Source organism: Sphingomonas sp. CFBP9019 (assembly GCF_034045155.1).
Classification (GTDB): Bacteria; Pseudomonadota; Alphaproteobacteria; order Sphingomonadales; family Sphingomonadaceae; genus Sphingomonas; species Sphingomonas aerolata.
Genome location: NZ_JAXCWK010000004.1, coordinates 1 through 13369 on the forward strand (window position 1 = coordinate 1; position 13369 = coordinate 13369).

Below are 13369 nucleotides of genomic sequence, written 5' to 3' on the forward strand. Positions count from 1 at the left end.
CCGCAGCAACCAGACCGTGTGGCCGTTCGCTGCGGTGACACCCCTCTAGGCCCACTCCCCAATCCCGTCAAACGCAAATTTCACTTTTATGGCAATTTTCTTCATTTCGACCGACTTACGCCCCCAGGCAGCGTGTGTGGGCCGTGCAGGGCACGACGACGACGCCCCTGCGTGCCAGCAAGGGACGCGACGCGGCATCCTCGCGCAGCTTTCTTAAGTGCTTGTGAAGCGCAGGCGATTATAGGGCCGGTCCGATGACCACGCCGATTCCCAGCGCCCCGCCGGCGGCAGACCCGCTGGCGGCCCGGCCGCCCGACGGGCCGATCGACGGCTTGGCCGCCCCGGCGCCGCTCGCCGGACAGGTCCGCAGCGCGCTGATCTGGCGGTCGGGAAGCCAGATCGTCGCGCAACTCGTCCAGTGGAGCGCCACCTTCCTGGTGATCCGCATCCTTGCGCCCGCCGATTACGGGCTGTTCGCGATGTGCCAGGTGATCCTGACCTTCATGGCGATGCTCAACGGCTATGGCCTGGCGAGCGGGCTGATCCAGCAGGCGACGATCAGCCGCCACGAGGTGCGCCAGCTCTTCGGCATGCTGATCCTGCTCAACGCGACGCTGGCCACAGCGCAGCTGGTGCTCGCGCCGCTCGCCGCGGCCTATTACCGCCAGCCGGTCGTCGCCGACATGCTGCGCGTCCAGGCGCTGCTCTATCTCACCACGCCGTTCATCGCCCTGCCCTATGCGCTGCTGTCACGCGCGATGGATTTTCGCCATCAGGCCAAGGCGAACATCACCGCCTCGATCGCCTCGGCGAGCACCGCGCTCGGCGGCGCGCTCTACGGACTGGGAGTATGGACGCTCGTCATCGCCCCGCTCGTGCTGTTCGCGGTCCGCGGTACGATGATGACGTGGAGCGCGCGGTCGCTGGTCTGGCCGAGCTTCGACTTTCGCGGCGCGGGCCGGATCGCGCGCTATGGCGGGGTGATGGCGGCGAGCCAGCTCTTCTGGTTCCTGCAGAGCCAGGCCGATGTGTTCATCGCCGGGCGCCGGTTCTCGCCGCACATGCTCGGCATCTACACGACCAGCCTGTTCCTCACGCAGATCTTCGTCAGCAAGTTCGTGCCGCCGCTCAACGAAGTCGCCTTTTCCGCCTATGCGCGGATGCAGGCGGATCCCGACGCGATCGGACGGGCGTTCGTCAAGGGCGTGCGGCTGGTGATGATCGTCGCCATGCCCTTCTATCTCGGGCTCGCGGTCACCGCCGAGCCGCTGGTGCTGACCGTGCTCGGCGAGAAATGGGTCGAGACCGCACCGATCGTCCGGCTGCTCGCGCTGGCGATGCCGTTCATGACGCTCCAGGTGCTGCTGACCCCCGCCTCCGATGCGCGCGGGCGACCGGGTATCGGCGTGCGCAACGGCGCGACCGGCGCGGCGATCCTCGGCACCGCGTTCCTGATCGGGGTTGAGTGGGGGCCGACCGGGCTCGGCCTCGCCTGGATCGCGGCCTATCCCCTCTATTTCGCGATCAGTGCGTGGCGGAGCCTGCCGGTGATCGGCGTCCCCGCACGTGCGGTCGCCCGCGCGGTCGCGTCGCCCGCGCTGGCCGCGATCGCGATGGCGCTCGCGGTCTGGCTGGTCGATCAGCGCCTGCCAGTGCTCGATCCGGTCTGGCGACTCGCGGTGCTGCTCGCGGTCGGCGGCGTAGTCTATGCGGGCGGGATGCTCGCCTTCGCGCGCGCGGCGCTGGGCGAGCTCGTCGCAGTGCTGCGCAAACGCCCCGTTACGCCCTAACCGGGTCCGCGGGTCAGGCGGACTGGATATAGGCGCGCATCGCCGCGGCATCCGCCTCGATCCGGTCGATCCGGAATTTGACGAGATCGCCGATCGAGACGAAGCCGACGAGCTGATCATGGTCGATCACGGGCAGATGCCGGATCCGCCGCTGGGTCATCAGCGACAGCGCGCCGATCACCGATTCGGTCGGCGCGACCGATTTGACCGCGCGCGTCATCACGTCGCCGATCCGCTGCGTCAGCGCCCCCGCGCCCTTGGCCTGCAGGCAATGGATCACGTCGCGTTCGGAAAAGATCCCGACGACGCGGCCGTCGTCGAGCACCGGCGCCGCGCCGATCCGCTGTTCCGCGAGCATCGCCACCGCGTCCGCGACGCTCGCATCGGGGTGCAACGACAGCACCATGTCCGCGCGCGTGCCGTCACCGGTCCGCCGCTTCGTCTCGAGGATCGTCGCGATCGTCATCTCCGCCTCTCCTTGTCGCGTCTCCATGCGCGTGGCTTGAGAAAACCATGTTTGCGCGGCAATGAAAAGCGATGACCGATCCTTCTGCCGAGACACCGACCGGACTCGACGATCCACACTATGCCGCGTTCGCCTGGGGCCGGTTCCGGACGATCATGGCGTGGATGATACTGGCGGCGGCGATCTGCGCCGCGGGCGTCATCGTCGCGATGGCGCATCTTCAGGGGGCGCTGCACCTCGTGACGATGCTCGCGATTCTCGGCGGGGTCGGCGGGTCGGTGATCATGGCCGGGTTGTTGATGGGGCTCGTCTTCCTGAGTTCGGGCAGCGGCCATGACGAGGACGTGACTCGGATCGACTAGGCGTCCGGGCGATGCGCGCGGCCGAGGGATGAAACGAAAAAAGGCCGGTACCGCAGCGTCGCGGTACCGGCCTTTTTCGATCCTGCCGTCTGGCGCGACGGTCAGCCCGCCTCGACCTCGTCGGTGGCGACGCGGACGCGACGGCGACGCGGCTTTTCCGCAGCTGCGCCGTCCGCCGAAGCGTCGGCAGCGGGTGCCGGTGCCGAGGCCGAGATGCCGAGCGATGGCGGCAGGCGGTCTGCGTCGAACGCCGCGGGTGCGGCATCGTCCGTAGCGACCGGCGCGTCGAGACTGCGGTCGCGACGCGGGCGACCACGACGGCGGGGCTGCTCCTCGCCCGAACCGTCCGACGCGGGCGCCGGGACGCTCGTGACGTCGACCGGTTCGCCCGTGGACTGGGGCGCGGACGACCGGTCATCGGACGTGGCTGCGTCGGGCGTGGCCGGCGTTACGCTGGGGGCAGCGACCTCGTCCGCGCGCTCGCCCTGCTGCTCGGACTCGGCCTGGACCGGACGCGCGGCGCGTGGCGTGCGACGGATGGTGTCGCGGCGCGGGGCCTCGCGATAGTCGTCGCGGCCCTGGTTTTCGCGGGGCTGGGTCTCGCGCTGCTGGGCCTGCTCGTCACCGGGCTGTTCGTCGCGCGACTGCGTCATCCGCGGGCCGCGGGCCTCGCCACGCTGGCCGTCGTTACGCTGGCCCTCGTTGCGGTTCGCGTCATAGCGTGGGCGATCGTCGCGCTGCGAGCGGTCGTCGCGACCCTGGCCATCACGGCCCTGGTTTTCGCGGCCCTGGTTCTCACGGGGCGCGCGGGCGTTCGAATACTGGCCATTGGACTGGCCGCCATTCGCCATCGCCGTCTGGTCGCCGGATCCCTGCTGGCCGTTCTGCTGCCCGTTTTGCTGCCCGTTATGCTGGCTGCCCTGCTGCTCACCCGAGCGGATCGGTTCGCCCTCGTCGCCATAATCATCGTCGCCGTCGAGATCGAACGGCTGCTGGCGACGCGGCTGCTGCTGCGCCTGGGGCTGGCTCTCTTCGAAGCGCGCGCGGGTTTCGCTCAGCACGCGGAAATAATGATCCGCGAACTGGAGATAATATTCGATGTTGACGCGGTCGCCCTGCATCTGCGCGTCGCGCGCCAAGTTCTTGTACTTCTCGTACAATTGGCTCGCGTTGCCGCGCGCGCGGCTGTCGATGCGGTTGCCGGTGTCGCGGCCACCCTGGCCACCACCACCGCCGCCGCCCTGGCGTTGACCGCCACCGCCGCCACCGCCGCCATTATTATTGTTGCCACGACCGCGACGGCGGCCGGCTTGCCGGTTGTTGATCAAGCTTGTGTCCTCAGTCGTCGAACCAAAATCTGGTCGTGCTCCGAAATGCGGTGCAAACCCCCCGCCGCGCACCGATGACGATGCGTCGGACTTGCCAGGGCCGCCGGACTGCAGCGACTTTAAGGCGAAGGATGCGGGTCAACGCTCAAAAACGACCAAGTTGTCGAGATTGCGTGCCCCTGCCCACGTGATAGCGGCCCGGAAGGGCCTCCCACAAGCGAAATATGCGGCGGCAGGCCATAATCGTCAAGTCGCGCCGGTCATCGCGCAAGCAGGACGCGCGGGTTTCCGCCATAATCATGATGTAGCGCAACGTGCAGCCCCGCCGCCTCGAGCAGCGCCGAGACCGGTCCCGCCTGCGTCGCGCCGATCTCGATCACCGCCGCGCCGCCGGGTGCGATCAGCGAGGGGAGCTGCGTCGCGAGGATCCGGTAATCGTCGAGCCCGTCCGCGCCTGCGAACAGCGCCGCATGCGGTTCGTGATCGCGGACCTCGGGCGGCAGCGTCTCGGCGGTACCGATATAGGGCGGGTTGGCGAGGATCAGGTCGAACCGCCCCTCGATCGCGTCCGCCCAGCTGCCGCGCAAAAACTGCGCACGGTCCGCCATCCCCAGCGCCGCCGCATTGGCGCGCGCATAGCCGAGCGCGTCCGCCGAAAAGTCGATGCCGAGACCGCGCGCGGGCCATTCGTCGAGCGCGGCGAGCAGCAGCGTACCGGGGCCGGTGCCGAGATCGAGGATGGTCGCGGGCGCACCGCCGGCAAAATGCGCCTGCGCGGCGATCAGCAGCGTCTCGCTGTCGGCGCGGGGCACCAGCGCCCCCGGCCCGACCGCGAGATCGATCGACCAGAAGCCGCGCGTGCCGGTGATATAGGCGATCGGCTCATGCCGCAGACGGCGCTCGACCAGCGCCGCGAAACCGGCGGGAACGGCGTAGCGGTCGGGATCGAGCAGGATCGCGTTCCGCTCGACGCCCAGCGCATGCGCCATCAGCAGTTCGGCATCGAGGCGGGGGGTGGCGGAGAAGGCGAAGCGCGCGGCCGCGGTGGCGAGGGCCTGACGTACCCCCCCGCCCGCTTGCGGGAGGGGGGGAAGAAGGCAACCTCACCCATCCAGCTGCGCAAGCCGGTCCGCCTCGTCCTGCGACACCAGCGCGCCGATCAGCTCGCCCATATCGCCCGCGACGATTTCCGGCAGCCGGTGCAGCGTCAGGTTGATCCGGTGATCGGTCACGCGGCCTTGCGGGAAATTATACGTCCGGATCCGCTCCGATCGATCGCCCGACCCGACCATCGATTTGCGCGCGCCCGCGCGCTCGGCATGCAGCCGGTCGCGCTCCGCCTCGTAGAGCCGCGTCCGCAGCACGCGCAAAGCCTTGGCCTTGTTCTTGTGCTGCGACTTCTCGTCCTGCTGGATCACCGTCAGCCCGGTCGGGATGTGCACGATCCGCACGGCAGAGTCGGTCGTGTTGACCGACTGACCGCCCGGCCCGGACGAGCGATAGACGTCGATGCGCAGGTCCTTGTCGTCGATCTTGACGTCGACCTCCTCCGCCTCGGGCAGCACCGCGACGGTCGCCGCCGAGGTGTGGATCCGGCCGCCCGCCTCGGTCGCGGGCACGCGCTGGACGCGGTGGACGCCGCTCTCGAACTTGAGTTTCGCGAACACGCCCTGCCCCGTGACGCTGGCGACGACTTCCTTGAAGCCGCCCGCGTCGGACGACGATCCGGAGATCAGCTCGACCCGCCAGCCCTGCGATTCGGCATAACGCTGGTACATCCGGAACAGATCGCCCGCGAACAGCGCCGCCTCGTCCCCGCCCGTACCCGCGCGCACCTCGAGCATCGCCGAGCGCTCATCCGCGGAATCGCGCGGCAGCAACGCGAGCGCGAGCTTGCGGTCCGCGGTCTCGAGCAGCGTGCGATTCTCGTGCAATTCCTCCGACGCCATCGCGCGCAGCTCGTCATCGGCATCCTCGGCCATGAAGGCGAGGCTCTCGGCCTCCTGCCGCAACCGCCGCACCTCGGTCGCGGCCTGCGCGACGGGTTCGAGCTCGGCATATTCCTTCGACACCGCGACGAAGCGATCCGACGGCAGGTCGCCGGTCGACATCAGCGCCTGCAACTCGTCCCGCCGCGCCTCGATCGCGCGGATGCGGTCCGGGGAGATCTGGGTCATGCGGACGCTCCCTCTTGCGTCATCCCAGCGAAAGCTGGGATCCAGGGTGACCGGGCGCAGCCTTCATGGCGCTGGATCCCGGCCTGCGCCGGGATGACGGGGAGGCTCAACGCAGCGCCTCCGCCAGATCGGCGAACGCGACCTCGGTCTGCGTGCCGGTCGCGAGCGCTTTCACCGCGCCCACGCCCTTGGCGAGTTCGTCATCGCCAAGGATGATCGCAAACCGCGCGCCGAGCGCATCCGCCTTCGCCATCCGCGCCTTCATCTTGCCCTTGTACGCCATCTCGACCGCGACGCCCGCACGCCGCAGGTCCGCGACGATGCCGGTCGCGCGCGCTTCGGCCGCGGCACCCATCGGCACGACCACCGCGTCGATCCCGGCCGCCGCCGGCTCGTCGAGCAACATCGCCAGCCGCTCGACCCCCGCGGCCCAGCCGACACCCGCCGTCTCGGGCCCGCCGAGCGACCCGATCAACCCGTCATAGCGCCCACCGGCCAGCACCGTCCCCTGCGACCCCAACCGGTCGGTCACGAACTCGAACGCGGTGTGGCGGTAATAATCGAGCCCGCGCACCAGCCGCGCATTGCGCTCCCACGCGACGCCCGCGGCATCGAGCCCGGCGGTCACCGCATCGAAGAACGCGCGCGCCTCGGGCGTCAGATACGCGTCGATATCGGGGGCGCTGTCCGCGATCGGCCGGTCCTTCGGATCCTTCGAATCGAGGATCCGCATCGGGTTCTTCTCGAGCCGCGTCAGGCTGTCCTCGGACAGCTCACCGCGATGCGCCTCGAAATGCGCGACCAGCGCCGCGCGCCAGGCTTCACGCGTCTCGGCATCGCCCAAAGTGTTCAGCTGCAGCGTCACCCCGTCCGCAATGCCGAGCTCGCGCAGCAGCTGGTCCGCCAGCACCAGCAGTTCGACGTCCGCCGCGGGCTCGGCCGCGCCGATTACCTCGGCATCGATCTGGTGGAACTGCCGGAACCGGCCCTTTTGCGGGCGCTCGTAGCGGAACACCGGACCGCTCGTCGTGATCTTGAGCGGCGCGAACTGCTGCCACCCCTCGGTCAGATAGGCGCGCGCGATCCCGGCGGTGAATTCGGGCCGCAGCGTCAGCGAATCCCCGCCGCGGTCCTCGAATGTGTACATCTCCTTCGACACGACGTCGGTCGTCTCGCCAAGCGAGCGCGCGAACACCGCGGTGGATTCGAACACCGGGATGTCGATCCGCTGAAAGCAATACAACGCACGCACGCGTTCGAAGGTGCTGAGAACATGCGCGAAACGGCGCTGCTCGTCGCCGAAGATGTCCTGAGTGCCGCGGATGCGACGCGGGGTTTCTGTTCTGGCCATGATGCGCGCGTATCTAGGCGACGTGCCCGCGAAGCGCTAGCGCCGTCACATGAGCAACGACGTCCGTTATTGGGGGCTCGGCCGGCGCATCGCCCCGCCGCGCTTCGTGCTGTTTGCACTCGTCTTCGCGATCGGCCTCGTCGCGCTGATCCCCCGACTGGGGCTGGGCCGCGGCACGATGGCGGCGTTCGATATCGCCGCGGTCCTGTTCCTCGCCACCGTCGCGACCTTGTTCGGCAACGCCACCGCGGAGCGGATGCGGCGCTATGCGGACGAGAACGACGCCAACCGCGCGGTGCTGCTGGCGTTCAGCGGGACGATCCTGATCGTCGTGCTCGTCGCGGTGGCGAAGGAATTGCAGGGCAAGACCGATCTCGTCGCGGTCCTGATCTCGGTCGCGACGCTCGTGCTCGCCTGGCTGTTCTCCAACATGGTCTACACGCTGCATTATGCGCATCTGTTCTACAGCGACGCCGCGGATGGCAGCGACGCGGGCGGGCTGGACTTCCCGTCCTGTGCCGAGCCCGATTACTGGGACTTCGCCTATTTCGCCTTCACGCTCGGCATGACCTTCCAGACCTCCGACGTCGAGATCACGTCGCGGCGGGTGCGCAAGGTCGCGCTGGGCCAGTGCATGGCGGCGTTCGTCTTCAACATCGGCGTGCTCGCCTTCACCATCAACGTGCTCGGCAGCAGCTGAGGCCGCTCCTCCCGTCATCCCTCTTCCGTCATCCTGACGAAAGTCAGGATCCAGAGCCATAAACACCACCGCCCGTAACCCTGGATCCTGACGTTCGTCAGGATGACGGCGCATGTGGCAAAGCGCGACGCACCAAACGCCTGTGACGCGAGACTATACACCCCGGCAAAGGGCTGGACGACTGCCCTTTCTGCCGCTTACACCTTGACCATCGTCTCTCTGCCGGAAGGCCTTTTCCTTGATCCGCAAGCTTCTCGTCGCATCCCTGCTCGCGTCTGCACTTCCCGCGGTCGCGCAAGTCCCCGCCGGCAACACCGCACCACAGCCGGTGCCGTTCGTCGACACGATCCCCGCCGCACAGGACACGCCCTATCCCGGCACGATCCTGCTCGACATCGACGCGACCGATACCGAGCGCGGCATCTTCCGCGTGAAGGAGACGATCCCCGTCGCCAAATCGGGCAAGATGGCGCTGCTCTTCCCGAAATGGCTGCCCGGCAACCATGCGCCACGCGGCGAGATCGAGAAGCTCGCCGGGCTGGTGATCCGCGCGAACGGCCGGATCCTGCCCTGGACGCGCGATCCGGTCGACGTCTACGCCTTCCACATCGACGTTCCCGCGGGCACCAAACAGCTCGACGCGACCTTCCAGTTCATCTCCGCGACCAAGGCGGATCAGGGCCGTGTCGTCATGACCCCGACGATGATCAGCCTCCAGCCGAACTCGGTCAGCCTCTACCCCGCCGGTTATTATACGCGTCAGATCCCGGTGAAGATGACCGTCACCTATCCGACCGGCTGGACCGCCGCGGGTGCGGTCCCCGCCAAGGTCTCGGGCGCGACCTATGCCTATGACCGGACCAATTACGAGATCCTCGTCGATTCGCCGATCCTCGCGGGCAAATACGGCAAGGTCTGGCCGTTGAGCCCGAAGGTCGACCTCAACGTCTTCGCCGACACCCCCGACCAGCTCGCCGCCAAGCCAGAGCAGATCGACGCGCACAAGCGGCTCGTCGATCAGGCCGCGCGCACCTTCGGCGCCGAGCATTATGATCATTACGAGTTCCTGCTCTCGATCACCGACCAGCTCGGCGGAATCGGCCTCGAACATCATCGCAGCTCGGAAAACGGCGTCCGCCCCGGCTATTTCACCGAATGGGAGACGGGCGCGTCGGCGCGCAACCTGTTGCCGCACGAATTCACGCACAGCTGGGACGGCAAGTTCCGCCGCGGCGCCGACCTGTGGACACCCGATTTCCGCACGCCGATGCGCAACTCGCTGCTCTGGGTCTATGAGGGCCAGACGCAGTTCTGGGGCTATGTGCTCCAGGCGCGCTCGGGTCTGGTCAGCAAGCAGGACACGCTCGACGGCTATGCCTCGATTCTGGGCACCTACGACACCGCGCAGGGTCGCCAGTGGCGCCCGCTGATCGACACCACCAACGATCCGGTCATCTCGTCGCGCCGTCCCAAGGGCTGGACCAGCTGGCAGCGGTCGGAGGATTACTACAACGAAGGGCTGATGGTCTGGATGGAGGTCGACGCGATGCTCCGCCAGAAGTCGGGCGGCACCAAGTCGATCGACGACTTCGCGCGAGCCTTCTTCGGCATCCGCAACGGCGATTATGGCGAGGTCACCTACACGTTCGACGACGTCGCCAAGACGCTGAACGGCATCCTGCCCTATGACTGGGCCGGCTTCCTCACCACGCGGCTGACCGAGACGGGCAAGCCCGCGCCGATCAACGGCTTTGCGATGAACGGCTACAAGCTGGTCTATGGCCCCGTGCAGAGCCCGTATCTGAAGCAGGCGGAGAAGAGCCGCGGCACCGATGTCAGCTATTCGCTGGGGCTGGTGATGAACAAGGACGGCGTCGTGACTGCCTCGATCTGGGACAGCCCCGCGTTCCGCGCCGGGATCGACGTCGGTACCGAAATCGAGGCGGTCAACGGCGAATCCTACTCGTCGGACCGCATGAAAGCGGCAATTCTGGCGGCCCAGGGCACCAAGCTGCCGATCCGTCTGACTGTAAAAAACAACGAGCGATTCCGCGACGTCTCGCTCGATTACCATGACGGCCCGCGCTATCCGCGGCTCGAGAAGGTCGGTACAGGTGACGGCGGACTGGACAAGTTGCTGATGCCGCGCTGACAGTTCCGATATTTTTCCGGTGCCGGCCGCCTCCCCAAGGGGAAGCGGCCGGCACCGCCATTTCTGAAAGGACCGCCATGCGTATCGACCTCATCCCGACGGGCAAGAATCCGCCCGAAGACCTGAACGTCATCATCGAAGTCCCGACCGGCGGCGAGCCCGTGAAGTACGAGTTCGACAAGGCATCGGGCGCGCTGTTCGTCGACCGCATCCTGCACACGCCGATGCGCTACCCCGCGAACTACGGCTTCGTGCCGCACACGCTCAGCCCCGATGGCGACCCGCTCGATGCGCTCGTGATCGCGCGCTCGCCGTTCATCCCCGGCTGCGTCGTCCGCGCGCGCCCGATCGCGGTGCTCAACCTCGAGGACGAGGCCGGCGGCGACGAGAAGCTCGTCTGCGTCCCCGTCAACGACGTGTTCCCCTATTATTCGAACGTCGGCGGCCGTGCCGACGTGCCCGAGATCGTGTTCGAGCAGATCGAGCATTTCTTCACCCACTATAAGGACCTCGAGAAGAAGAAGTGGGTCCGCGTCGGCAAGTGGGGCGATGCCGAGGAAGCCAAGCGCATCACGATCGAGGCGATCGAGCGCTACGAAGAGGCCAAGAAGCAGGGCGACGAGCCGATGAACGCGGACGGCGCCGCAGGCCGCTGATTACAAAAGACCGAAGTCGAAGCGGCGCGCACCCGGCGCGCCCTTCGACTGCGCTCGGGGCGAACGGGGCCGCGAACTACGCCCCCCCGTTCGTGCTGAGCGAAGTCGAAGCACCTGCCCCGCCCTTACGGCGCCGGCCGCTCCGCCTGTGCCTCCGCCAGGTACAGCGAGAACAACCCCGCCGGATCGGTCCATTCGCGGATCGGCGTCCACCCGCCCGACCGCAACAGGATCCGCGCATCGCGCGACCCGTATTTGTGGCTGTTCTCGGTGTGGATCGTCTCGCCCGCGGCGATATCGAACGGCCGCCCCTCGATCGTGAACGCGGCGTCGCGCTGCGCCTCGAGATGCATCTCGATCCGCGCCCGATCGTCGTTCCACACCGCCTTGTGCCGGAACGCCTCGATTGGCACATCGGCGTCGAGCTCGCGGTTGATCCGCTCGAGCAGGTTCATGTTGAACGCCGCGGTCACGCCCTGCGCATCGTCATAGGCGGGGACCAGCACCGCCGGATCCTTGATCCGGTCCATCCCGATCAGCAGCATCGCGCCGATCCCGAGCGACGCGCGCATCGCCTTCAACAGGTCGACCGCCATCAGCGGGATCATGTTGCCGATCGTCGACCCCGGAAAGAAGCCGAGCTTGGGGGTGTCGGCGATTGTCTTCGGCAATGCGAGCGGCCGCATGAAATCCGCCTCGAACGGCAGGACCAGCAGCTCGGGGAACTGCGCCGCGAGCACGCGCGACGATTCGCGCAGGAAATCGCCCGAGATATCGATCGGCACATAGACCGACGGTGCCACCGCGCTCAGCAGGATCGGCGTCTTGGTCGACGACCCCGACCCGAATTCGACCACCGCACGTCCCGCACCGGCAATCTCGGCGACCTCGGGGCAGGCGGTCTCGAGGATCGAGCGCTCGGTCCGCGTCGGATAATATTCGGGCAGGTCGGTGATCGCCTCGAACAGCTCCGACCCGCGCCGGTCGTAGAACCAGCGCGCCGGAATCGCACGCGGCCGCCGTTCCAGCCCGGCGAGCACATCCGCCCGGAAGGCGGGGTCGGCCAGGCTCTGCTCGCCGTCTTCGATTTCACGCTTCAACATCAGATATCCTTGGCGAGCCGGACGCCGGTGAACTGCCAGCGCTGGTGCGGGTAGAAGAAATTGCGGTAGCTCGCGCGCGCATGGCCGCGCGGCGTCGCGCAACTCCCGCCGCGCAGCACGAACTGGCCGCTCATGAACTTGCCGTTATACTCGCCGACCGCACCCTCGACCGCGCGGAAGCCGGGATAGGGGCGATAGGCGCTGCCCGTCCATTCCCAGACGTCGCCGAAAAAGGCGGGGTCGCCGGCGCGTGCCGGCCGCGGCTCGACCGGGCCCGCCGCATCCATCTGATTGCCGCCATCACCGGCATAGTCCGCCGCGACGGCCTCCCACTCGGCCTCGGTCGGCAGCCGCGCGCCCGCCCAGCTGGCATAGGCGTCCGCCTCGTAGAAGCTGACATGCGTCACCGGCGCCGCCGGATCGATCGCGCGCCGCCCGTCGAGCCCGAACCGCGTCCAGCCCCCGTCGCGCTCTTCCCAGTACATCGGCGCGACGATGCCTTCCGCCTTCACCCAGGCCCAGCCATCGGCGAGCCAGTGGCGCGGCTCGCTATAGCCGCCATCGGCAATGAACGCCGCCCATTCGCCATTGGTCACCGTCCGGTCGGCGATCGCGTGACGCGCGAGCAGCGTGTCGTGCCGCGGCGTCTCGCAATCGAACGCGAAGCCGTCGCCGTCATGCCCCATCCGCGCGATCCCGGCGTCGCGTTCGATCCAGCCGATCGCGCCCGGCATCTCGACCGGCACCTTGCGCGGCGCGGCCCAGACCGCGGGCTCGAGCGGATTTTCCGAAAACAAATGGAGGATGTCGGTCACCAGCAATTCCTGGTGCTGCTCCTCGTGATGACAGCCCAGCGCCACCAGCTCGCGCGCCGCCTCGGGCAGGTCGGGCAGCGCCGCGATCAGCGCCGCATCGACATGCGCGCGGTACGCCCGCACCTCGTCGAGCGTCGGCCGCGTGATCATCCCGCGCCGGTCGCGCGCATGCCGCCGGCCTTCCGCCTCGTAATAGCTGTTGAACAGGAACGGAAAGCGCTCGTCGTGCAGCCGGTACCCCGCGACATGATCGCGCAGCACGAACGTCTCGAAGAACCAGCTGGTATGCGCCAGATGCCATTTGGTCGGCGACGCGTCGGGCATCGACTGCACCGTCGCATCCGCATCCGACAGCGGCGCGGCCAGCGCGATCGACAGGTCGCGCACGGCTGCAAAGCGGGCACCGAGCGCGTCCGTGTCAGGCAGGGTTGCAGGATCATGGGTGGGGACGGGGTTCGGCATCGACTGT

Annotated in this window: 11 protein-coding genes and 1 pseudogene; 5 read left to right on the forward strand and 7 right to left on the reverse strand. The window is 67.9% G+C overall.

Features of this window, described 5'->3' with window-relative positions:
* Positions 1-254 precede the first annotated feature (254 nt).
* Complete coding sequence (locus SOM18_RS11605; RefSeq protein ID WP_192007748.1) at positions 255-1790, forward strand: lipopolysaccharide biosynthesis protein; 1536 nt, start codon at positions 255-257, stop codon at positions 1788-1790.
* Positions 1791-1803: 13 nt separating this feature from the next.
* Here SOM18_RS11605 and SOM18_RS11610 read toward each other — a convergent pair whose 3' ends face one another.
* Complete coding sequence (locus SOM18_RS11610; RefSeq protein WP_031394021.1) at positions 1804-2256, reverse strand: CBS domain-containing protein; 453 nt, start codon at positions 2254-2256, stop codon at positions 1804-1806.
* Positions 2257-2327: 71 nt separating this feature from the next.
* Between SOM18_RS11610 and SOM18_RS11615 the strand changes: the two genes are divergently transcribed.
* Positions 2328-2618, forward strand: a complete 291-nt coding sequence (locus SOM18_RS11615; RefSeq protein ID WP_031394022.1) for a hypothetical protein — start codon at positions 2328-2330, stop codon at positions 2616-2618.
* 101 nt (positions 2619-2719) lie between these two features.
* On the opposite strand, the gene SOM18_RS11620 is transcribed toward SOM18_RS11615, so the two are convergent.
* From SOM18_RS11620 to hisS, 4 genes and pseudogenes are all read right to left on the reverse strand, one after another.
* Positions 2720-3946 (reverse strand): DUF4167 domain-containing protein, encoded by a 1227-nt coding sequence (locus SOM18_RS11620; protein WP_031438850.1) that lies wholly within the window; start codon positions 3944-3946, stop codon positions 2720-2722.
* Positions 3947-4206: 260 nt separating this feature from the next.
* Positions 4207-5010, reverse strand: a pseudogene (gene prmC / locus SOM18_RS11625) (peptide chain release factor N(5)-glutamine methyltransferase); the annotation flags it as partial.
* A gap of 39 nt (positions 5011-5049) precedes the next feature.
* Positions 5050-6123 carry a peptide chain release factor 1 gene (gene prfA, locus SOM18_RS11630; protein WP_037531654.1) on the reverse strand — a complete coding sequence of 358 codons (1074 nt, stop codon included), beginning with the start codon at positions 6121-6123 and terminating at the stop codon, positions 5050-5052.
* Between the two features lie 106 nt (positions 6124-6229).
* On the reverse strand, positions 6230-7474 hold the full coding sequence (gene hisS, locus SOM18_RS11635; protein ID WP_107045049.1) for a histidine--tRNA ligase: 1245 nt from the start codon (positions 7472-7474) through the stop codon (positions 6230-6232).
* A gap of 49 nt (positions 7475-7523) precedes the next feature.
* Here hisS and SOM18_RS11640 point away from each other — a divergent pair, with 49 nt between their 5' ends.
* The 3 genes from SOM18_RS11640 (at position 7524) to ppa (ending at position 10982) form a co-directional block, all read left to right on the forward strand.
* Complete coding sequence (locus tag SOM18_RS11640; RefSeq protein WP_031440458.1) at positions 7524-8174, forward strand: DUF1345 domain-containing protein; 651 nt, start codon at positions 7524-7526, stop codon at positions 8172-8174.
* Positions 8175-8412: 238 nt separating this feature from the next.
* Positions 8413-10326 carry a M61 family metallopeptidase gene (locus tag SOM18_RS11645; RefSeq protein WP_031440457.1) on the forward strand — a complete coding sequence of 638 codons (1914 nt, stop codon included), beginning with the start codon at positions 8413-8415 and terminating at the stop codon, positions 10324-10326.
* 77 nt (positions 10327-10403) lie between these two features.
* Positions 10404-10982 carry an inorganic diphosphatase gene (gene ppa, locus SOM18_RS11650; RefSeq protein WP_031440456.1) on the forward strand — a complete coding sequence of 193 codons (579 nt, stop codon included), beginning with the start codon at positions 10404-10406 and terminating at the stop codon, positions 10980-10982.
* A gap of 125 nt (positions 10983-11107) precedes the next feature.
* On the opposite strand, the gene egtD is transcribed toward ppa, so the two are convergent.
* Entirely contained in the window at positions 11108-12085 is a 978-nt protein-coding gene (egtD, locus tag SOM18_RS11655; RefSeq protein ID WP_031440455.1) for an L-histidine N(alpha)-methyltransferase, read from the reverse strand.
* On the reverse strand, positions 12085-13362 hold the full coding sequence (gene egtB, locus SOM18_RS11660) for an ergothioneine biosynthesis protein EgtB (RefSeq protein ID WP_320481746.1): 1278 nt from the start codon (positions 13360-13362) through the stop codon (positions 12085-12087). Before egtB ends, egtD begins: the two co-directional genes overlap by 1 nt.
* Between the last annotated feature and the right edge of the window lie 7 nt (positions 13363-13369).

Excerpts from the sequence above, each read along its gene's own strand:
- SOM18_RS11605 (WP_192007748.1), top strand. The coding sequence starts at position 255 with ATGACCACGCCGATTCCCAGCGCCCCGCCGGCGGCAGACCCGCTGGCG.
- SOM18_RS11610 (WP_031394021.1), bottom strand. The coding sequence starts at position 2,256 with ATGACGATCGCGACGATCCTCGAGACGAAGCGGCGGACCGGTGACGGC.
- SOM18_RS11615 (WP_031394022.1), top strand. The coding sequence starts at position 2,328 with ATGACCGATCCTTCTGCCGAGACACCGACCGGACTCGACGATCCACAC.
- prfA (WP_037531654.1), bottom strand. The coding sequence starts at position 6,123 with ATGACCCAGATCTCCCCGGACCGCATCCGCGCGATCGAGGCGCGGCGG.
- hisS (WP_107045049.1), bottom strand. The coding sequence starts at position 7,474 with ATGGCCAGAACAGAAACCCCGCGTCGCATCCGCGGCACTCAGGACATC.
- SOM18_RS11640 (WP_031440458.1), top strand. The coding sequence starts at position 7,524 with ATGAGCAACGACGTCCGTTATTGGGGGCTCGGCCGGCGCATCGCCCCG.
- ppa (WP_031440456.1), top strand. The coding sequence starts at position 10,404 with ATGCGTATCGACCTCATCCCGACGGGCAAGAATCCGCCCGAAGACCTG.
- egtD (WP_031440455.1), bottom strand. The coding sequence starts at position 12,085 with ATGTTGAAGCGTGAAATCGAAGACGGCGAGCAGAGCCTGGCCGACCCC.
- egtB (WP_320481746.1), bottom strand. The coding sequence starts at position 13,362 with ATGCCGAACCCCGTCCCCACCCATGATCCTGCAACCCTGCCTGACACG.